General features: G+C 69.9%; 20 protein-coding genes. 12 read left to right on the top strand and 8 right to left on the bottom strand.

The window, feature by feature from the left end; genetic code table 11:
- Positions 1-198 precede the first annotated feature (198 nt).
- The 3 genes from KPL78_RS30150 (at position 199) to KPL78_RS08645 (ending at position 1,475) form a co-directional block, all read left to right on the top strand.
- On the top strand, positions 199-324 hold the full coding sequence (locus KPL78_RS30150) for a hypothetical protein (protein ID WP_255568729.1): 126 nt from the start codon (positions 199-201) through the stop codon (positions 322-324).
- A 12-nt stretch (positions 325-336) separates the two neighbouring features.
- A complete protein-coding gene (locus tag KPL78_RS08650; RefSeq protein WP_219762486.1) occupies positions 337-711 on the top strand; it encodes a hypothetical protein in 375 nt (124 codons plus the stop codon).
- A gap of 119 nt (positions 712-830) precedes the next feature.
- Positions 831-1,475: a hypothetical protein gene (locus tag KPL78_RS08645; RefSeq protein WP_219762485.1), complete on the top strand. Its 645-nt coding sequence runs from the start codon at positions 831-833 to the stop codon at positions 1,473-1,475.
- A 556-nt stretch (positions 1,476-2,031) separates the two neighbouring features.
- On the opposite strand, the gene KPL78_RS08640 is transcribed toward KPL78_RS08645, so the two are convergent.
- From KPL78_RS08640 to queG, 4 genes are all read right to left on the bottom strand, one after another.
- Positions 2,032-2,499 (bottom strand): YybH family protein, encoded by a 468-nt coding sequence (locus KPL78_RS08640; protein ID WP_219762484.1) that lies wholly within the window; start codon positions 2,497-2,499, stop codon positions 2,032-2,034.
- 69 nt (positions 2,500-2,568) lie between these two features.
- Complete coding sequence (locus KPL78_RS08635) at positions 2,569-3,126, bottom strand: VUT family protein (RefSeq protein WP_219762483.1); 558 nt, start codon at positions 3,124-3,126, stop codon at positions 2,569-2,571.
- Entirely contained in the window at positions 3,123-3,827 is a 705-nt protein-coding gene (gene queC / locus KPL78_RS08630) for a 7-cyano-7-deazaguanine synthase QueC (protein WP_219762482.1), read from the bottom strand. The genes KPL78_RS08635 and queC overlap by 4 nt, the downstream gene beginning before the upstream one ends.
- Positions 3,824-4,861 (bottom strand): tRNA epoxyqueuosine(34) reductase QueG, encoded by a 1,038-nt coding sequence (gene queG / locus KPL78_RS08625; protein ID WP_219762481.1) that lies wholly within the window; start codon positions 4,859-4,861, stop codon positions 3,824-3,826. The genes queC and queG overlap by 4 nt, the downstream gene beginning before the upstream one ends.
- Positions 4,862-4,956: 95 nt before the next feature.
- Here queG and KPL78_RS08620 point away from each other — a divergent pair, with 95 nt between their 5' ends.
- Positions 4,957-5,592, top strand: coding sequence for a MarR family winged helix-turn-helix transcriptional regulator (locus tag KPL78_RS08620; RefSeq protein WP_219762480.1), 636 nt, complete (start codon positions 4,957-4,959; stop codon positions 5,590-5,592).
- On the top strand, positions 5,481-6,461 hold the full coding sequence (locus KPL78_RS08615; RefSeq protein ID WP_219762479.1) for a Bug family tripartite tricarboxylate transporter substrate binding protein: 981 nt from the start codon (positions 5,481-5,483) through the stop codon (positions 6,459-6,461). The genes KPL78_RS08620 and KPL78_RS08615 overlap by 112 nt, the downstream gene beginning before the upstream one ends.
- Before the next feature lie 260 nt (positions 6,462-6,721).
- Here the strand turns inward: KPL78_RS08615 and queF are convergent, their stop codons facing one another.
- The 4 genes from queF to KPL78_RS08595 are packed head-to-tail and all read right to left on the bottom strand — an operon-like array spanning position 6,722 to position 9,789.
- Complete coding sequence (gene queF, locus KPL78_RS08610) at positions 6,722-7,195, bottom strand: preQ(1) synthase (RefSeq protein WP_219762478.1); 474 nt, start codon at positions 7,193-7,195, stop codon at positions 6,722-6,724.
- Positions 7,192-8,319: a tRNA guanosine(34) transglycosylase Tgt gene (tgt, locus tag KPL78_RS08605; protein ID WP_219762477.1), complete on the bottom strand. Its 1,128-nt coding sequence runs from the start codon at positions 8,317-8,319 to the stop codon at positions 7,192-7,194. The genes queF and tgt overlap by 4 nt, the downstream gene beginning before the upstream one ends.
- Entirely contained in the window at positions 8,316-9,368 is a 1,053-nt protein-coding gene (queA, locus tag KPL78_RS08600; RefSeq protein ID WP_219762476.1) for a tRNA preQ1(34) S-adenosylmethionine ribosyltransferase-isomerase QueA, read from the bottom strand. Before queA ends, tgt begins: the two co-directional genes overlap by 4 nt.
- Before the next feature lie 46 nt (positions 9,369-9,414).
- Positions 9,415-9,789 carry a type 1 glutamine amidotransferase family protein gene (locus tag KPL78_RS08595; protein ID WP_219762475.1) on the bottom strand — a complete coding sequence of 125 codons (375 nt, stop codon included), beginning with the start codon at positions 9,787-9,789 and terminating at the stop codon, positions 9,415-9,417.
- Between the two features lie 141 nt (positions 9,790-9,930).
- Between KPL78_RS08595 and KPL78_RS08590 the strand changes: the two genes are divergently transcribed.
- From KPL78_RS08590 to KPL78_RS08560, 7 genes are all read left to right on the top strand, one after another.
- Positions 9,931-10,917: a hypothetical protein gene (locus KPL78_RS08590; protein WP_219762474.1), complete on the top strand. Its 987-nt coding sequence runs from the start codon at positions 9,931-9,933 to the stop codon at positions 10,915-10,917.
- 164 nt (positions 10,918-11,081) lie between these two features.
- Positions 11,082-12,152, top strand: coding sequence for a TRAP transporter substrate-binding protein (locus KPL78_RS08585; protein ID WP_219762473.1), 1,071 nt, complete (start codon positions 11,082-11,084; stop codon positions 12,150-12,152).
- The gene (locus tag KPL78_RS08580) at positions 12,149-12,784 is read left to right on the top strand and encodes a TRAP transporter small permease subunit (RefSeq protein ID WP_219762472.1); all 636 of its coding nucleotides are present in this window, start codon (positions 12,149-12,151) and stop codon (positions 12,782-12,784) included. The genes KPL78_RS08585 and KPL78_RS08580 overlap by 4 nt, the downstream gene beginning before the upstream one ends.
- A complete protein-coding gene (locus KPL78_RS08575; RefSeq protein ID WP_219762471.1) occupies positions 12,781-14,145 on the top strand; it encodes a TRAP transporter large permease in 1,365 nt (454 codons plus the stop codon). Before KPL78_RS08580 ends, KPL78_RS08575 begins: the two co-directional genes overlap by 4 nt.
- Positions 14,146-14,167: 22 nt before the next feature.
- Positions 14,168-16,237 carry a hydantoinase/oxoprolinase family protein gene (locus KPL78_RS08570; protein WP_219762470.1) on the top strand — a complete coding sequence of 690 codons (2,070 nt, stop codon included), beginning with the start codon at positions 14,168-14,170 and terminating at the stop codon, positions 16,235-16,237.
- Positions 16,237-17,859: a hydantoinase B/oxoprolinase family protein gene (locus KPL78_RS08565; RefSeq protein WP_219762469.1), complete on the top strand. Its 1,623-nt coding sequence runs from the start codon at positions 16,237-16,239 to the stop codon at positions 17,857-17,859. The genes KPL78_RS08570 and KPL78_RS08565 overlap by 1 nt, the downstream gene beginning before the upstream one ends.
- Positions 17,856-18,335 (top strand): MaoC family dehydratase, encoded by a 480-nt coding sequence (locus KPL78_RS08560; RefSeq protein ID WP_255568727.1) that lies wholly within the window; start codon positions 17,856-17,858, stop codon positions 18,333-18,335. The genes KPL78_RS08565 and KPL78_RS08560 overlap by 4 nt, the downstream gene beginning before the upstream one ends.
- Positions 18,336-18,351: the final 16 nt, after the last annotated feature.

Genomic DNA, 18,351 nt, shown 5'->3' with positions numbered 1-18,351 from the left:
TATCGTGTGCGGCGGGACTGACAGGGGGCGCGTTCTCGTCAACGGCCCTCGCGGGATTCCAGCGTGCGTGGCAGCCAATTTTTGCTGCCCGACCCGTTGGGTCTGCGGCCGCCGATGGCGCGGGTGGTTCAACATTGCGGGCCCGGCGAGACGGCGCCGACCACCCTCTTCCCCATTACCTTCGGGGAGTTGCGGCGCATGGCCGTGCCTGAGCTCCGGCGGCTCGGCGTGTTCCGCGCCGGCCATGCGGGGCGCCGGCTGCGGGACGCCTACGTGACAGGGGCCGAAGCCCTTCTTGTTGCGGTGCGTCAAGACGAGGGCTAGACGAGCCCGGTGGTGACACGCCTTCTTCGCACCGTCGCGCCGCTGCTGGCTGTCAGCCTTCTGCTGCAGATCGTCTTCGCGCCGGTGCATTGCCTCGCCAAGGCCCGGACGGCGGGCGGCTTCGATACGGTCATCTGTACGGCCGAAGGCACGCGCATCATCCATGTCGATGCAGAGCGCCAGGGGCATGCGCCGCAGATCGGCCTTCTCGGCATCTGCGTCGTCTGCATCGGCATGGCGCGCGTGGCGACGGTGGAGCCGTCGCTGCTTGTCGCGCCGGCGGACCGGCCGGTCGCGCGCGCCTGGCGCCCGGCCGCCGCGATGGCCTGGGCCTCCGCGGCCCGCGCACCGCCCTACGCGCCACGGGCACCCCCCGCACCCGGCTGAATTCCAGGCCCGCCCATCCCTGTCGGGCGTTGCCGGCGCATCGGCGTTGCGACCGGGCCCTCAGGCCCCGCGCGCGCGCCGCTGCACACCGTTTTCATCACCTCAAGGAGACCGCACCCGTGAAACGCTGGGTTCCCTTCGCCATTGCCATCTTCATGCTGACGCCCTTCGGGCTCTGGGCCCTCTTCGCGGCTACAGGCCTCGCCCAGGGCAATCCCATCTTTGAAAGCCGCATCGGGACGGTGCTCGTGCTGGCCTCGCTGCCGCTCGCCGGGCTGTTTTGGATCCAGAATCTGAGGCAACTCGGGGATTCCATGGGGCATGCCTCCCGGCTGCACATGGCGCGGTGGCTGACGACGATGCTGCCGCTGGCGATCCTGGGCATCGGCGCGCTCGGTGCCGTCTGGATCGGCGGGATCGAGGGCACGAACCAGGCGCTCGCGGCCTTCGCGGCGACGCTCGCCATGGCGGGGTTGGGCATGATGGCGGCGCGGGCGCCGGTCGAACCGGGCACCGTGACCGAGGAAGTGCATGCCGATCCCGCCGAGCAGGATGCCAAGGGTCTCGAGATGCTGCTGGTGATCGGAAACATCCTCGGCACCGTGCTGCTGCTCGTGATCTGGTGGTCGCCACTGGCGCTGCTCTACGCGGCCTATGCGGCTGTGCCGGCGATGTTCGCGGCGATGATCGGGCTGGCCTGGTGGGCGGCCTATGACGGGGTGGTGGAAGCGGCACCGCCGGTGCGGCGGCATGGGGCCCGGTGAGGAAACTGGGTCGGAGCAGCGCCGCCTAAGGCCGAAAGGCCCTCTTGATGATGCGGAGGTCGCTATCGGAGGGCCGTCGCCCCGTTCGCGCGAAGATGAGGTGCGGCGGGAGATTGGAGAGGGGCGCCGCCCCTCTCCAAACCTCACCCCGCCAAGTGCTTGGAGCACTTGGAACGCAGTCTGTTGGCGCCGGGTGCAACAGGCATCCGGGGGCAACAGGCATATTGCCTGCCTCTCAGCGTGCTTGGGGCGCAAGAGTGGGTCTCGGCGCCATTCTGACCAACGCGCTCGGCGCCAAGTTGAGGTTTCCAAAGGCCTTTCGGCCTTTGGCGGGTGGGGGTTCGGGGGAGGGCAGAGCCCTTCCCCGATCCGCCATCGCCGCAATCTCCGCGCGCATGGGGCAGAGCCCTCCAACTGCGCCAGCGGACGATCAAAGGTAGTCAGAGAAGGTCCTTCGGCCGGTGTGGGCTGCCATTCACGTTGCTCTGCAACGTAAATTGGGTCCCCCCGCGGTGGGGCAGTTTTGAAGGGGGGGAAAGCCCCCTCCATCAGTGCCTTACCGCGCCTTGATCGGCCGGTTCCCGTGGCTGTCCTGCGGCACGCCGCGGCCCAGCGACATATGACTGTGCACGCCCAGCCACCGCCCGTCCGGCTGCTTCTGCAGCACGATCGTCGCGCGGCCGGGGCGGTCGAATTCCGTGCCGTCCTTGTTCCAGCCGGTGCTGGTCCAGGGCAGGATCGCGACGGCCATGGACCCGTCGCCGGACAGCAGCACCTCGGTATTCGCGGCGTCGAGGGTGAAGTCCTTGGTGCGCGGCCAGACATTGGACCACTGCGTGTCGGTCCAGGCCTGGCGGGAGCGCACCAGCTCCTGATAGGTCCCGAAGATCACGATGTCGTCGTGCCAGAACGGGTAGGCGGATTTGAAATCCACCTCCCGCACGCAGGCGAAGAAGCGTTCGAGCCAGTCAATGATCTCCGCCTTGGTGGCGGGATCGGCGGTCGGGATGGGTAGGTTGGTCATGCGGCTCACACCTGTTGCGGGCGCCGCCAGCCAAGGGCGCGGCGCCCGAATGGTCAATGGGCCGCGGCGTCAGGCCGGCTGGATGCCGAGCCGCTCGTCGCGCTTGCGCAGCAGATGCACGAAGGGCAGGGCGATCAGCACCATCCAGGCCTTGCCGATGACCTGGCCGGCCAGGAAGTCGAGGCTGCCGAAGGCCAGATAGAGGAAGGCGATGGAATCGACGACCAGCCCGACGACGGAGGACGCCAGCACCGCCATCACCAGCCCGCGCTTCTGCAGCGGCGTATAGACGGCGAGGTCGGCGAATTCGCTGAGCAGGAAGGCGACAGCCGAGGCCAGCACCAGCGCCGGCGGCGCGAGGAAGGCCGACAGCGCCGCACCGGCCAGCACCGCGGCCGCCGAGAAGCCGACACCGAGCCGCCGCTGCACCAGGTCCCGCAGCACCAGGGCGAGGCCGATCATCAGCACGCCGGACGGCGCCATCACCCCGGGCGCGACGGGCACCAGGCAGGGGCCCTGCGGCACGCAGAACGTGCCGACATTGCCGATGAGCCAATTGGCGGCGGGGATGCAGAGGCCGAAGCCGATCAGGGCGATCACGCCCTCGGCGCGGGGGGTGAGGGTCATAGTCTCTCCGACACGAAATCCTGCCAGCCCTTGGCGCGTAGTTCGCAGGCCGGGCAGGTGCCGCAGCCGAAGCCCCAGGGGTGGTGATGGGTCCTGTCGCCCAGATAGCAGGTATGGGTGTGCTCGACCACGGCCTGGACCAGGGGTTCGCCGCCGAGGTCTTCGGCGAGCCGCCACGTGTCGCCCTTGGACAGCCACATCAGTGGTGTCTCGATCACGAAACGACGTTCCATGCCGAGGTTGAGCGCGACCTGCAGCGCCTTCAGCGTGTCGTCGCGGCAATCGGGGTAGCCGGAGTAATCCGTCTCGCACATGCCGCCGACGATGCGCTTGATCCCGCGGCGATAGGCGATGGTCGCGGCGAAGGTCAGGAACAGCAGGTTGCGGCCGGGGACGAAGGTGTTGGGCAGGCCCTCGGCGCCCATGCGGATCTCGGCATCGCGGGTGAGCGCGGTGTCGGAGACCTCGGCCAGCGCGTCGAGGCGCAGCGTGTGATCGGGGCCAAGGCGCGCGCCCCAGTCGGGGTTCAACGCGGCGATGGCGGCGCGGAAGGCGTCGCGGCAGTCGAGCTCGACGCGATGGCGCTGGCCATAGTCGAAGCCGAGCGTCTCGACATGGCCGAAGCGGTCGAGCGCCCAGGCGAGGCAGGTGGCGGAATCCTGCCCGCCGCTGAACAGGACCAGGGTGGCGTCGTCTCTCATGAAGCGGTCTCCAGGCGCATCGCAGCCCAGCGCGCGGCGTCGGCCACGGTCGGGTCGGGATCCTCGGCGAGGGATTGCGCGACGGGGCGCAGCGCAGCTTCGGCCGAATTGCCGATCGCGACCAGCACGTTGCGCACGAAGCGGTCGCGCCCGATGCGCTTGATCGGGCTGCCGGAGAACAGCGCGCGGAAGGATGCGTCATCGAGCCGCGCGAGATCGGCGAGGCGCGGCGCGTTCAGTTCCGCGCGCGGCGCGAAGGCCGGTTCGCTGTGCGCCTGCGCGAATTTGTTCCAGGGGCAGACGGCCAGGCAGTCGTCGCAGCCATAGATGCGGTTGCCCATCAGCGGGCGCAGTTCGAGGTCGATCGGGCCTTTGTGCTCGATGGTCAGGTAGGAGATGCAGCGCCGCGCATCGAGTTCATACGGTGCCGGGAAAGCCCGCGTCGGGCAGGCGTCGAGGCAGGCGCGGCAGGAGCCGCAATGATCGCGCTCGGCCGCGTCGGCGCCGAGGTCGAGGGTGGTGAAGACCTCGCCGAGGAAGAGCCAGGAGCCGAGGCCGCGCGAGACCAGATTGGTGTGCTTGCCCTGCCAGCCGATTCCGGCGGCCTGGGCGAGGGGTTTCTCGGCGACCGGGGCGGTGTCGACGAAGACCTTGATGCCGGTGCCGGGCCAGGTCGCGGCCATCCAGCGGCCGAGTTGCTTCAGGCGCTTCCTGATGAGGTCATGGTAGTCGCGGTTGCGGGCATAGACGCTGACGGTCGCACGGTCGGGCTGCGCCAGGGTCTCCAGCGGGTCGGTGTCCGGGCCGTAGTTCTGGCCGAGGACGACGACGGAAACGGCCTCGGGCCACAGCGCCTGCGGATGGGCGCGCTGGTCCGCGCGATCGGCCATCCAGCCCATGGACCCGTGCCGGCCCTCGGCGAGGAAATGGAGCAGGCGGGTGCGCACCTCGGGCGCGAGATGGGCGCGCGCGAAGCCCACGGCGTCGAAGCCGATCGCCAGCGCCTGCCGCCGGATCTCCGCGCGCATGTCCATCACCGGGTCTTAGCGCAGATGGCGGGGTGGGGCATGGGGCGCGATATACGAAGAATTCTCCTTGTTTTGCAGCCGATGCGAAGTATTCTTCGTTTATGACGAAGCGGAACGAGCCCCCGTCGAGCCTTCCGGTCCCGGCGCTGCACCGCGCCTTCCCTCAGCATCTGGCCCGGCGCCTGTGGCAGATCGCCGCAACCTTCCAGAGCGAGGCGCTCGCCCCCTTCGACATCGTCCCCTGGCAGGTGGCGCTGCTCGCGCAGCTCCAGGACTCCCCGGGTCGCGACCGGAACTGGCTGGCGGCCGCCATCGGGGTGGACGCTACCTCGACCGGTCAGGCCCTGGCGCGCTTCGAGGCGCGCGGCCTGGTCGCGCGGGAGATCAACCAGCAGGACCGGCGGGCCAATGCCTTCAGCCTGACCCCGGCGGGGCACGCGCTGCGCGCCGAGCTTGCCGGTCCGGCGCGCGGCGTGGCGCGACGATTGATGGCGCCGCTGGATGAGGCGGAGGGCGCGACGCTGCTCGCGCTGCTCACCCGCCTGGTCGAGGCGCATGAGGCCCATGCGCGACCCGGCGCCGGCCGTCGGCCGCCGCGGCGCGCGCAGCGCGAGGAGCGCCCCCCATGTCCCAGCCCATCGGACGCCGCGCCGCCGGCGGTCTCGGTCTTGCCGCGTTCCTCGCGCGGCACGCCGCGGCGCAGCCCGCAACCTGGCCGGAACGCCCCGTCCGGCTGATCAATTCGGGCGCGCCGGGATCGGGCATCGACCTGATCGCGCGGCTGCTGGCCGAGGGCCTGGCGCAGCATTTCGGCCGGCCGGTCTCGGTTGAGAACCGTCCTGGCGGCGGATCGGTGCTCGCCGTGCAGGCCCATGCGCAGGCGCGTCCCGGGGATTCCATGCTGCTGGCGGCGACCGGCGTCGCTTCGACGGTGCCCTATACCTTCACGGGCACGCTGCCCTACGACCCGGTCGCGGACCTGGTGCCGGTGGCCATTCCGGCGAGCGAGTTCCTCTGCATCGCAGTGACGGCCGAGCTGCCCGTGCGGAGCCTCGGCGAGTTCGTGGCGCTCGCGAAGGCACGGCCCGGCGCCATGAACTGGAATTCCGTGCCAGGATATGTGGAACTCGACACGCGCCTGTTCCTCCATCAGCAGGGGATCGAGGCGACCTACATCGCCTATCCGGGCTCGCCGCCGGCGATCCTCGACCTGGCGGCGGGGCGTATCCAGATGGGGGTGCAGCCGCTGACGCCGCTGCTCGGGTCGGTGCGGGAGGGCAAGGTGCGCGCGCTTGCGGTGACTTCGGGCGTGCGGGCGCCGTCCCTGCCGGAGGTGCCGACCGTTGCCGAGGCCGGCTTCCCCGGGCAGAGCTACGACCCGTTCACCGGCCTGTTCGGGTGGCGCGGAATGCCGGCGGCGGTGCGGGACCGAGTTGCGGAGGCGGTGCGCATCGTGGTGGAGAAGCCGGAGGTCGCGGCGCGACTGCGCCAGGCCGGGATTCTCGCGCGCTACGGCTCGCCGGCTGATCTGGCGGCGGTGATCGGTGTGCAGCGGGATCGGGTGCAGCTTGCTGTGCGGACGGTCGGGCTGCGCACGGGCGGGTGATGCGGAGGTGCAGATCGGAGGGGCGCCGCCCCTCCGAACCACCCCGCCAGGGGCTTGGAGGCCCTGGACCGCAATCGATTGGCGCTGGGCACGCCAGTTGTGCCGGGGCCCACACCGCGCGCTTCGTGCGCAAGTGCGGGTTTCGGCATCCATTCAGCGATTGGCGCCCAGCGCCAAGTATCGGTTTCCAAAGGCCTTTCGGCCTTTGGTGGGGTGAGGTCCGGAGAGGGGCAAAGCCCCTCTCTGGTCCGTCCTGCCCGTCACCCCCGCCCGCGATAGGGTTGCACGTCCTGCTTCGGCACCCACACGCCTTCCGGCGGTTCCCCCGACTGCCAGAACACGTCGATCGGCATGCCGCCGCGCGGATACCAATACCCGCCGATGCGCAGCCACACCGGTTCCAGCAGCGACACCAGGCGCTGGGCGATGTCCAGCGTGCAGGCCTCGTGGAACGCCCCGTGGTTGCGGAAGGCGGCGAGGTAGTTCTTGAGCGATTTGCTCTCCACGATCCATTCGCGCGGCACGTAGTCCAGCACGAGATGCGCGAAGTCCGGCTGGCCGGTCAGCGGGCAGAGCGAGGTGAACTCCGGCGCGGTGAAGCGCACGACGTAGCGCAGCGACTGGTGCGGCGCGGGGACGCGTTCCAGCACCGCTTCCTCGGGGCTCGCGGGCAGGCGCGTCGGGCGGCCGAGCTGGGTCAGGCCGGAATAGTCGTGGTCGGGGGCGCCGCTCATGCCGCCTTCTCCTCCTCGCTGTTGCGCCAGCCGGCGTCGATGCGCGCGGCGGTCTCCTCGAAGCGGCCGGCCAGGATGGCGCCGCCGAGTTCGGCCATCAGGTCCTGATAATACTGGATGTTGTGCCAGGTCAGCAGCATCGGGCCGAGCATTTCGCCCGCCTTGAACAGGTGGTGCATGTAGGCGCGGGAATGCCGCGCGCAGGCCGGGCAGGTGCAGGCCGGGTCGATCGGGCCGCCATCGTCGGCGTGGCGGGCGTTGCGCATGTTCAGCATGCCGTGGCGGGTATAGGCGCGGCCGGTGCGGCCGGACCGCGTCGGCATGACGCAATCGAACATGTCGATGCCGCGGCGGACCGCGCCGACCAGGTCGGATGGCGTGCCGACGCCCATCAGGTAGCGCGCCTTGTCCGTGGGCAGGCGGGGGACCGTGGTGTCGAGGACGGAGAACATCATCTCCTGCCCCTCGCCGACGGCGAGGCCGCCCACGGCGTAGCCCTCGAACCCGATGGCGGTCAGGGCATCCACGCTTTCCGCGCGCAGGTCCGGATACACGCCGCCCTGGACGATGCCGAAAAGGCCATAGCCCTCGCGCGGGGTGAAGGCCTCGCGGCAGCGCGCGGCCCAGCGCATGGACAGGCGCATGGACTCCGCGGCCTGCTTCTCCGTCGCCGGGAAGGGCGTGCATTCATCCAGGCACATGGTCACGTCGGCATCCAGCAGGCGCTGGATCTCGACGCTGTGCTCCGGCGTCAGGCGGTGCTTCGAACCGTCGATATGGCTCTGGAAGGTGACGCCCTGCTCGTCCATCTTGCGCAGGCCGGACAGGGACATGACCTGGAAGCCGCCGGAATCCGTGAGGATCGGGCCGGACCAGTCCATCATCCTGTGCAGCCCGCCCAGGCGCGCGACGCGCTCCGCCCCGGGTCGCAGCATCAGGTGATAGGTGTTGCCGAGCACCATGCGTGCGCCGGTGGATCGCACCGCATCCGCCGTCATGGCCTTCACCGTGCCGGCGGTGCCGACGGGCATGAAGACCGGGGTCGGGACATCGCCATGGGCAGTGCGCAGCGTGCCGGCACGGGCCGTGCCGTCCGTCGCATCCAGTGTCCAGTTCAGCGTCATGCCGCGCGCTCCAGCAACGAAGCGTCGCCGTAGGAATAGAAGCGATAGCCCTGCGCGATCGCATGGGCATAGGCGGATTTCATGCGCCCGGTGCCGGCGAAGGCGCAGACCAGCATGAACAGCGTGCTTTTCGGCAAATGGAAGTTCGTCATCAGCAGGTCGGCGGTGCGGAAGCGGTGGCCCGGCAGCAGGAAGAGGTCCGTGAGGCCGCGGAACGGATGCACATGGCCGTGCTCGTCGGCGGCGGATTCCAGTAGGCGCAGCGCGGTGGTGCCGATGGCGACGATCCGGCCGCCGGCGGCGCGCGCGGCGTTGATGGCGGCGGCGGCGTCCTCGGTCACCTCGCCCCATTCGGCGTGCAGGCGATGGGCGCGGGGGTCCTCGCCGCGCAGGGGCAGGAAGGTGCCGGCGCCGACATGCAGCGTGACGGTCGCCCGCGCCACGCCCCGGTCGCCGAGCGCCCAGAGCAGCGCCTCGGTGAAGTGCAGGCTGGCGGTCGGCGCGGCGACGGCGCCGGGGCGGGCGGCGAAGATCGGCTGGTAGTCGGCGGCATCCTCGGGGCGGGGGCCGTCGGGGCGGTCGATGTAGGGGGGCAGGGGGATTTCGCCCGCCTGGTCCAGGGCGCGTGCCAGTGCGGCCGGATCGGGGCCGAAATCGAGAAGGGCTGCCCCGCCTTCGGGGGCGCCAATGACGCGGGCGGTGCAGTCCTCGGCACCCTCGATGGCGATGGTGTCGCCTTCCCGCAGGCGGCGGGCGTTGCGGATCAGGGCGTGCCAGACGCCGCCGCCCTCCGACCGGTTCAGCATGACCTCGATCCGGGCCTCGCCGCGGCGGGCATGCAGCCGGGCGGGGATGACCTTGGTGTCATTCACGACCATGACGTCGCCCGGGCGCAGCAGGGTCGGCAGGTCGTGCACCCCGGCATCCGTCAGGCCGTCCCCGCCCACCACCAGCAGCCGCGCGGCGTCGCGCGGGCGGGCGGGGGCCTGGGCGATCAGGGCCTCGGGCAGGGCGAAATCGAAGTCGCTGGTATGAAGGGGGGTGCTCACGGGCGGGGCGGTAGCCCGCGCCGCCCGCTTGCGCAACCGTCCTGACCTAGCTGCGGCGGCGACGGAACTGGAAGCTGCGCACGCATTCGGAGCTGGTGTAGCTCGCGGTCATGTCGGATCCGTTAACCTGGCCCTGGAAGCGGTTGTTGCCGCTGGCGAGGTCGAAGCTGCCATTGGGTTGGATCGGGCCGCTGAAGCTGACCCCGTAGCGGTTGTCATAGGGAAAGCTGATCTGGCCGTTGGAGACCGTGAAGCGCCGGTCCGTGGTGTCCGGCCCGCAGGCTGTGCCGCGGCCGCGGCGCTGGGTCAGCGTGCCGGTGCCGGACCAGGTGCCGTCGAAGGCCGAGGTGGCCTGGACGGGCAGAAGCAGGGCGGGCGGCGGGGACGAAAGGGCAAGGGTGAGGAGCAGCACGGCGTGCATGGTGGTTCCTTCTTGGGGGGGATCCGGCATTCGATCTTATGACGGAATGAATGCGCTGTGCAGGGCCCCTTGTGAATGTCACACGGCCCGGGTGGCGGCCCGCACCGGCCGCCGCGAGGCTGGCGCGCCCAGGAGGTCCCCATGCGCATCGTCCTTGCCCTGATCGCTGCCCTTGCCACCATGCCGGCGCAGGCCGAACCCTTCCGCTTCGTCGCCTTCGGCGACATGCCCTATTGCCTGCCCGGCGCGCCGCAGGACTGCCCGGCCGAGGAAGGCCGCGTCGCCCGGCTGATGGGCGACATCAACGCCGCCCAGCCCGCCTTCACCATCTTCGTCGGCGACACCAAGGGTGGGTCGGAGCTCTGCACGGATGAGCGCACGCTGCGCGCGTTCACCTGGATGGGGCTCGCCAACCATCCGCTGGTCTATACGCCCGGCGACAATGAATGGACGGATTGCTGGCAGGACCGTGCCGGTCGCTTCGACCAGCTCGAACGCCTGGCGCTGCTGCGCAACCGCTTCTTCCGCGATGCGCGCAGCCTCGGCCGGGGGATGGCGCTGACCCGCCAGGCAGACGCCGATCCGGCGCATGCGGCCTATGTCGAGAATGCCCGCTGGATGCGCGACGGCGTGGTCTTCGCGACGCTGCATGTGGTCGGCAGCAACAACAACCGGCCGACCGAGCCGGGGGAACGACCGGCCTCCCGCCCGCCCGAGGGCGCCATGGCGGAATTCCAGGCGCGCGATGCGGCGAACCTCGCCTGGCTCGCTGCGTCCTTCGCAACGGCGCGCGAGCAGAACGCCCGTGCCGTGGTGATCGCGATGCAGGCCGAGATGTACTACGCGGAGCGCTGCGGCAGCGGCCAGACCAGCGGCTTCGTCGCGCTGCGCGAGGCGCTGGCGCGGGAAGCCGCCACCTTCGCCCGGCCCGTGCTGCTGATCCATGGCGACATTCACGCCTGGCTGCAGGACCGCCCGGTGCCGGCGGCACCGAACCTGACGCGCATCATGGTTCCGGGTGCCGAGGATGTGCGCGCCGTGGTCGTCACGGTGGACCCGGAGGCGGCCTATCCCTGGGCCTTCCGGCTGATCGGCCCCGAGGATCGCGTCCGCCGTAATCCCTGCTGACCGACGAGGTCCTGCCGTAGGGATGGGCAGGGGCTGCCGCCGCGGGCGGCAGCTTCGGCCTGCGCGGCGCATTGCAGTCGGTGCGTGGCCCTCGACGGGCCTCGCCCCGCATGGTCCGATCGTTCCGCGAGCCGGCCGGGACCGGCGAGGAACAGGAGGCTGCGATGCTGCGACACGTGTTCGCCGGGATGATCGGCGCGGCGATGATGTCCCCCACCGCTCACGCCCAGGCGCCGAGCCTGCCGGCAGGCCCACCGGTGCGCATCGTCGCCGTCACCCAGCCGCTGCCGACCCAGCCGCAATACATCCGCGTCGACCAGGCCATCCTGCGCGACGCGACGGCCCAGCGCAGCAACGGGCGCGTGCAGGTGACGCTGTCCACCCATGCGGAGCGCAACCTCTCGGGCGCCGAGATCGTCCGCCTGGTCCGCTCCGGCCAGGTCGAGATCGGCGCCGGGACGCTCACCACCCTGTCGGGCGACGTGCCGATCCTGGATGGGGTCGATCTCGCTGGCCTCGCGCCCGACATCGACAAGGCGAAGGCCATCGCCGAGGCGATCATCCCCGCCGCGAACCGTGACCTGGAACGTTTCGGCGTGCGGCTGGTCGCGCTCTATCCCTTCCCGGCGCAGGTGGTGTTCTGCCGCGCGCCCTTCTCCAGCCTCGCCGACCTGCGCGGGCGGCGCGTGCGCACCTTCGGCAATTCGCTGGTGGACTACTTCACCGCCCTTGGCGCCCAGCCGGTCAGCATCGGATTCCCCGAGGTCTATTCGGCGCTGGAACGCGGTGTGGTGGACTGTGCCATCACCGGTACCGGATCGGGGGCCGCGGCGCGCTGGCCGGAGGTGACGACGCACATCTCCGCCCTGCCGATCTCCTGGGCGGTGGCGGGCTACATGGTGAATCTCGCCTGGTGGAATCGGCTTGATCCGCCCGTGCGTGCATTCCTTGAAGCCACGATGAAGGAAGTGTCCGACGCGCAATGGGCGCTGGGCGCGGCGGCGACGCGTGACGGCATCGACTGCAACATCGGCCGCACCGCCGATTGCCACATCCACAATATCGCGGCGCGGCCGATGACCGAGGTGCCGGCCTCGGACGCTGACAAGGCCGAGACGCAGCGCATCTTCCGCGAAGTGGTGCTGCCCGGCTGGGTGCGCCGCTGCGGCGCGCGCTGCGGGGAGATCTACAACGAGGTGATCGCGCCCATCTCCGGCGTGCGTTACGGCGGGTGAGTGGCGCGGTCGGGCCGGTCCCGGCGCCGCTGCGAGCGGTCCGCGCGCTGCGGCGCGCGATCGCCGCCGTCTCGGCGCTGATGGCCCATGTCGCGGGCTGGGCCTATTTCGTCTGCGCGCTGTTCATGACCTTCGACATCGTGGCGCGCGCCTTCTTCGGCTTCTCCTCCCAGGCGACGGTCGAGATCACCGGCTATACCCTCGCCGGCGGCATCGCCTGGTCGCTGGCGCATACGCTGTTCCGCCGCGCGCATATCCGCGTCGATGTCTTCGTCACCCGGCTGCCGGTGCGCATCCGCGCGCCGCTGCACATCCTCTCTCTTGCGCTGCTCACCGCGCTGACCGCGCTGATCGTCTGGTCGGCCTGGGAATTGGTGGATGAGAGCGCGCTGTTCCAGGCGCATGACAACTCCGCCCTGCGCATCGAGATGGTCTGGCCGCAGGGCATCTGGGCTTTCGGCATTTCCATCTTCCTGCTGGCCTGCCTGGTGCTGATGGCGGAGGCTGTTTTGGCGCTCGTCGCGGGGCAGGGGGCGGTCCTCGACGGGCTGCTCGGCTCCCGCACGCTCGAAGACGAAACCGAGGAAGCGCTCGAGGCGGTGGCCATGGCGCATGAGGGTGAGCACCGGTGATCGCGATCGTCTTCCTGCTCGGCCTGCTCGGCGTCACGCTCTTCGCCGCGGCGAGCACCGGCCAGGCGCTGCCGGTTTCCGAGATCCTGATGCTGACGGCGGTCTTCGTCGTCTTCTTCGGCTCGGGCGTCTATATCGCCGCCGTCCTCGGCGTGCTCGGCGTGCTGACCGCCTTCTTCTTCTCCGACCGGCCGTGGTGGACCTTCCTCGGCCAGACGCTGTGGGGGCCGTCGTCGAACTTCGTGCTGGTGGCCGTGCCGCTCTTCCTGCTGATGGGGGAAATCCTGCTGCGCGCGGGCCTGTCCGACCGGCTGTATCGCGCGCTCAATGTCTGGCTGAACCGCATGCCCGGTGGCTTGCTCCACACCAACATCGTCTCCTGCGCGGTGTTCTCGGCCATCTCGGGCTCGTCGGTCGCGACGGCGGCGACCATGGGCTCGGTCGCGCTGCCCTATTTCTCGGATACCAAATACAGCCAGCGCATGGTGCTGGGCTCGCTCGCCGCCGGCGGGGCGCTCGGCAATCTCATCCCACCGGGCATCACCTTCATCATCTACGGGCTGATCACCGAGACCTCGGTCGGCGCGCTCTATATAGCTGCCCTGATCCCCTCCATCCTGGTCACGGCGCTGTTCATCCTGGTCATCCTGATCCATGGCATGCGGCACCACACGGAACGGCCGCCACCGGTGCCGCTGGCCGAAAAGCTGCGGGCGCTGAAGGACCTGGTGCCCACCATGCTCCTGATCCTGCTCGTGCTGGGCTCGATCTATGGCGGGCTCGCCACACCGACCGAGGCGGCCGCGCTCGGCGTGGTGGGCAGCGCCATCTTCGCCGCGATCGAAGGGCGGCTGAGCCTGCGCATGCTCAACGCCTCGGCCGAGGCGACGGCGCGCAACACCGCGCTGCTCGGCCTGATCATCTTCGGCGCCTATCTGCTGAACTACATCCTAACGATCATCAATGTGCCGCAGGCCCTGGCCGGTCTCATCGCCGGGCTGCCCATCCCGCCCTGGGGCATCATGCTGTGCATCGTCGCCCTGTATGTGGCGTTGGGCACCTTCATGGAGGGCTTCTCCATGATCATCACCACCGTGCCGGTGGTCTTCCCGGTGGTGGTGGCGCTTGGCTACGATCCGATCTGGTTCGGCGTGATCGTCACCATGCTGGTGGAGATCGCCATGATCAGCCCGCCGGACGGGACAGTGATGTACGTGCTGCAGGGCATGCGCAGCCGGCCCGGGCCGATCACCGACGTCTTCATGGGGGTCATGCCCTTCCTGCTGGTCTATCTGCTGGCGGTCGCCATCCTCATGGTCTTCCCCGGGCTGGCGCTGTGGCTGCCGGCCGTGATGAACTGACCTGCATTCCGGGACATTCCGCGTGACATCCACTGAGACGCTTCGCCCCGTCCGCATCGCGGTCGATATCGGCGGCACCTTCACCGACCTCCAGATCCTCGATGCGCGTGACGGTGTCGCGCGGGCCTGGAAGACGCCGACCACGCCGGAGGATCCGTCCATCGGCCTGCTGCGCGGCGTCGCCGAGGCCGCGGAACGCTTCGACTTCGCGCTGTCCGATGTCGGGCTGCTGCTGCACGGCACGACCATCGCGACCAATGCGGTGCTGGAGCGGAAGCTGGCGAAGGGTGTGCTGCTGACGACGGCCGGCTTCGAGGACGTACTGGAGATCAACCGCCATGTCCGCCGCGACATCTACGGTCTGGCGCCGGAACCCTTCCCGACGCTGATCCCGCGGGACCGGCGGCTGGGCGTGACGGAGCGCATGCGCGCGGACGGGACGGCGGAGACGCCACTGGATGAGAACGCCGTGCCGGCGCTGCTGGACCGCATCGCGGCGCTGGGGGCGGATTGCGTCGCGGTGTCGCTGCTGCATGCCTATGCCAATCCGGCGCATGAGACGCGGCTCGCCGAGCTGATCCGCGCGGCGCGGCCCGACCTGCCGGTGTCGCTGTCCTCCGACATCTCGCCCGAGATCCGCGAATACGAACGCACCTCGACCACGGTGCTGAACGCGCTGCTGATGCCGGTGGTGAAGGCGTATCTCGATCGGCTGGAAGCACGGCTGGGGGAGGGCGGGTTCCACCCGCTGGTCTTCCTGGTGCAGTCGAATGGTGGGGTGTGCAGCCTACGCATGGCGGCCGAGCAGCCGGCGCGGCTGTTGCTGTCGGGGCCATCCGGCGGGACGTTGGCGGCGGGGAGGCTTTCGACGCTGCTGGCGCGGCCCAACCTGGTCGCGGTGGATATGGGCGGCACCTCCTATGACGTGTCGGTCGTGCAGGGCGGGCGCGTATCGGTCGTCACCCAGGGTGAGATCGACCGGCTGCCCGTGCGCCTGCCGATGGTCGAGATGCGCACCATCGGCGCCGGCGGCGGATCCATCGCCGCGGTGGATGCCGGCGGGCGGCTGACGGTCGGCCCGCGCAGCGCGGGCGCCCGGCCGGGGCCGGTCTCCTACGGCCGCGGCGGGACGGAGCCGACGGTCACCGATGCGAATCTCGCGCTCGGACGGCTCGATCCGGAGTTCTTCCTGGGCGGGATGATGAAGCTCGACATGGCGGGCACGCGGGCGGCGCTGACGGCCAAGGTGGGCACGCCGCTCGGCCTCGGCGTCGAGCAGGCGGCCGAGGGCATCCTGACGGTAACCAACGCCAATCTCGGCGCGGCCATCCGGCTGTCGCTGTTTGAGAAGGGGCTCGACCCGCGCGACTTCTGCCTGTTGTCCTTCGGCGGCGCCGGCGGGCTACATGCGACGGATGTGGCGGGCGAGCTCGGCATGACCGAGGTCGCCTTCCCGCGCGAACCCGGCACGCTGTCGGCCTATGGCATCCTGTTCAGCGACCTGACGCAGGACATCGCGCGCACGCGGCTGCTGCGCGCTATCCCGGCGAACCTGCCGGCGATCGGGGAGGGCATCGCCACGCTGCGGGCGGAGGCGGATGCGCGGCTCGCCGCGGACGGGATAGCGCCGGAGCGGCGGCGCATCGTGATCGCGGCCGACATGCGCTACCACGGCCAAGCCTTTGAGCTGCTGATCCCCTGGGGCGAGGTGGATGCGCCGGACGAGGCCGCTTTGGCCGAATTGATCGCGTCCTTCCACGCGATGCACCGGCAGCGCTTTTCCTACGCCAATCTCGACGAGCCGGTGGAGATCGTCACGCTGCGCGCCATCGCGACGGGCGTGCTGGATAAGCCCGAGCCTGGCGATCCGCCGCCGGCGGGGCGCCCGGCGCGCAAGGGCGCGCGTCAGGTCTTCGCCGAAGGCGCCTGGGTCGAGGCGGCGGTCTGGGACCGCGAGGCGATGACAGCACTCGACGTCATCGAAGGCCCCGCCGTGGTCGAGGAAGCCTTCGCCACGCATTGGATCGGACGCGGCTGGACGGCGCGGCTCGGCGCCGCCGGCACGCTGATCGCGCAGAAGGAGGCGGCGTGATGCTCGGCCCCATCGAGATCGAGGTCATCCGCAACGCGCTGACCGCCGCCGCAGCCGAGATGGACATCACCATCTGGCGCACCAGCCGGTCCACCACCGTGCGCGAATTGCTCGACTACTCCACCGCCGTGTTCGATGCGGAGGGCAACAACGTCGCGCAATCCGCGCGCATCCCGCAGCATCTGAATTCCATGGGCGCGGCGCTGCGCACGCTGCTCGACCGTTTCGTCGATGCGGCGGATTGGGACGAGGGCGATGTCGTCATCACCAACGATCCCTATTGCGGCGGGCAGCACCTGAACGACGTGCTGGCCTTCAAGCCCATCGAGCATGAGGGACGGCGCATCGCTTATGTCGGCACGCTCTGCCACCACATCGACATGGGTGGCATGGCGCCGGGTTCCTATGCCGCCACGGCGACCGAGGTATTCCAGGAGGGCATCCGCATCCCGCCGCTGAAGCTCATCGAGAAGGGCGTGCTCAACAAGGCGCTCTGGGCGATGATCGGGCAGAACGTTCGCAAGCCCGGGCTGATGCTGGGGGACCTGCAGTCGCAGCTTGCCAGCCTTGAGGTCGGTGCGGCGTCGATCCGGCGGTTGGCGTCGCGTTATGGCGCGGCGCAACTGATCGAGGCGACGGGGCGCATCCTCGACATGAGCGAGACGGCGATGCGCGCCGCGATCCGTGCCATGCCCGATGGGCGGTACGAATTCGAGGATTTCCTCGACGATGACGGCGTGGCCGCCGATCCGGTGCGACTGCATGCCGTGCTGACCGTGGCCGGCGACGAGATCACGGTGGACCTGACAGGTTGCGCCGACCAGCAGCGCGGACCGATCAACTGCACGCCGGCCATGTCGAATTGCGCGGTGTATTACTCGATCATCGCCGCGACGGATGGGGCGATGCCGGCCAATGCCGGCTGCTACCGGCCGGTGAAGATCATCCATCGCGAGGGCAGCGTGACGTCCTGCCGCGCGCCGGCCTCGGTCGCGCATCGCGTGGCGGTGTCGCATCGCCTGGCGAATGTCATGTTCGGCTGCCTGCACCAGGCGCTGCCGGACCGGATGCCCGCGGCCTATTACGGCGGGTCCTATGTCGCGACCTTTCAGACCGAGGGCGAGGACGGATCACGCGAGGTACTGGTCGAGATCGAGATCGGCGGCACCGGGGCGAACCCCGTGAAGGACGGTGTGAACGCCTGGTCCTTCGGCATGCACAACAACTCCAACATCCCGGTCGAGATGATCGAAGGCCAGATGCCGCTGACCATCACCCATTACGGGCTGATCCCGGGTTCGGGTGGCGCGGGGAAGCATCGCGGCGGGCTGGGGCTGGTGCGCGAATGGCGGCTGGACAGCCCGGCCGGCGTTTTCACGGCCAACATGGATCGCTTCCGCTTCCCGCCCTATGGCCTTGCGGGCGGGCAGCCGGGCAGCCTGGGGAAGCTGATGCGCATCCGCGACGGCGTCGCCACGCCCATCGCACCGAAGTCCGATGGCGTGCGGCTGCTGAAGGGGGATATCGTGCGGCTGGAAACGTCCGGTGGCGGCGGGTTCGGCGATCCGGCCGGGCGCGACGCGACGGATGCCGCGCGCGACAGGACCCTGGGATACACATGACCGGTTTTGACCCTGCGGCACACCGCATGGTGCCGCAGCAACGCTGGTTCGAAGACTTCACGCTCGGCGAACGCTTCATCCTGCCCAGCCGCACCATGACCGAGGCCATCTTCCTCGCCTTCCAGGCAGCCTCCGGCGACAACCACCCGGTCCACTACGATGTCGAATACTGCCGGGCGCGCGGTATGCCCCACATGCTGGCGCACGGCTTTCAGGTGGCGATCCAGACCGCCGCCGGCGCCGGGATGTTCCCGCACATGGTCGAAGAATCGCTCAAGGGTTTCCTCGACCAATCCTCCCGCTTCCTGCACCCGGTCTTCGTCGGCGACACGCTCTACCCCGCGCTCGAGGTGGACGAGATCACGCCCCAGAGAACGACCGGCGTCCTCGGCCTGCGCAGCACCGTCCACAACCAGGCTGGCGCAGTCGTGATGGACGGACGGCAGCGATATCTGCTCCGGCGCCGCCCCGCCTGACTTCACGGGCCTTCCC

Source organism: Roseomonas alba, assembly GCF_019430885.1.
In the GTDB taxonomy this organism is placed as follows: domain Bacteria; phylum Pseudomonadota; class Alphaproteobacteria; order Acetobacterales; family Acetobacteraceae; genus Neoroseomonas; species Neoroseomonas alba.
This window is presented reverse-complemented; position numbering and strand designations above follow the sequence as displayed.

Bases quoted from the DNA above. Each gene is read 5' to 3' on its own strand.
- KPL78_RS08560 (WP_255568727.1), top strand. From the start codon at position 17,856: ATGACCGGTTTTGACCCTGCGGCACACCGCATGGTGCCGCAGCAACGC.
- queC (WP_219762482.1), bottom strand. From the start codon at position 3,827: ATGAGAGACGACGCCACCCTGGTCCTGTTCAGCGGCGGGCAGGATTCC.
- KPL78_RS30150 (WP_255568729.1), top strand. From the start codon at position 199: ATGGCCGTGCCTGAGCTCCGGCGGCTCGGCGTGTTCCGCGCCGGCCAT.
- queG (WP_219762481.1), bottom strand. From the start codon at position 4,861: ATGGACATGCGCGCGGAGATCCGGCGGCAGGCGCTGGCGATCGGCTTC.
- KPL78_RS08590 (WP_219762474.1), top strand. From the start codon at position 9,931: ATGCGCATCGTCCTTGCCCTGATCGCTGCCCTTGCCACCATGCCGGCG.
- KPL78_RS08620 (WP_219762480.1), top strand. From the start codon at position 4,957: ATGACGAAGCGGAACGAGCCCCCGTCGAGCCTTCCGGTCCCGGCGCTG.
- KPL78_RS08640 (WP_219762484.1), bottom strand. From the start codon at position 2,499: ATGACCAACCTACCCATCCCGACCGCCGATCCCGCCACCAAGGCGGAG.
- queF (WP_219762478.1), bottom strand. From the start codon at position 7,195: ATGAGCGGCGCCCCCGACCACGACTATTCCGGCCTGACCCAGCTCGGC.
- KPL78_RS08635 (WP_219762483.1), bottom strand. From the start codon at position 3,126: ATGACCCTCACCCCCCGCGCCGAGGGCGTGATCGCCCTGATCGGCTTC.
- KPL78_RS08585 (WP_219762473.1), top strand. From the start codon at position 11,082: ATGCTGCGACACGTGTTCGCCGGGATGATCGGCGCGGCGATGATGTCC.
- KPL78_RS08595 (WP_219762475.1), bottom strand. From the start codon at position 9,789: ATGCACGCCGTGCTGCTCCTCACCCTTGCCCTTTCGTCCCCGCCGCCC.
- KPL78_RS08565 (WP_219762469.1), top strand. From the start codon at position 16,237: ATGCTCGGCCCCATCGAGATCGAGGTCATCCGCAACGCGCTGACCGCC.
- KPL78_RS08615 (WP_219762479.1), top strand. From the start codon at position 5,481: ATGTCCCAGCCCATCGGACGCCGCGCCGCCGGCGGTCTCGGTCTTGCC.
- tgt (WP_219762477.1), bottom strand. From the start codon at position 8,319: ATGACGCTGAACTGGACACTGGATGCGACGGACGGCACGGCCCGTGCC.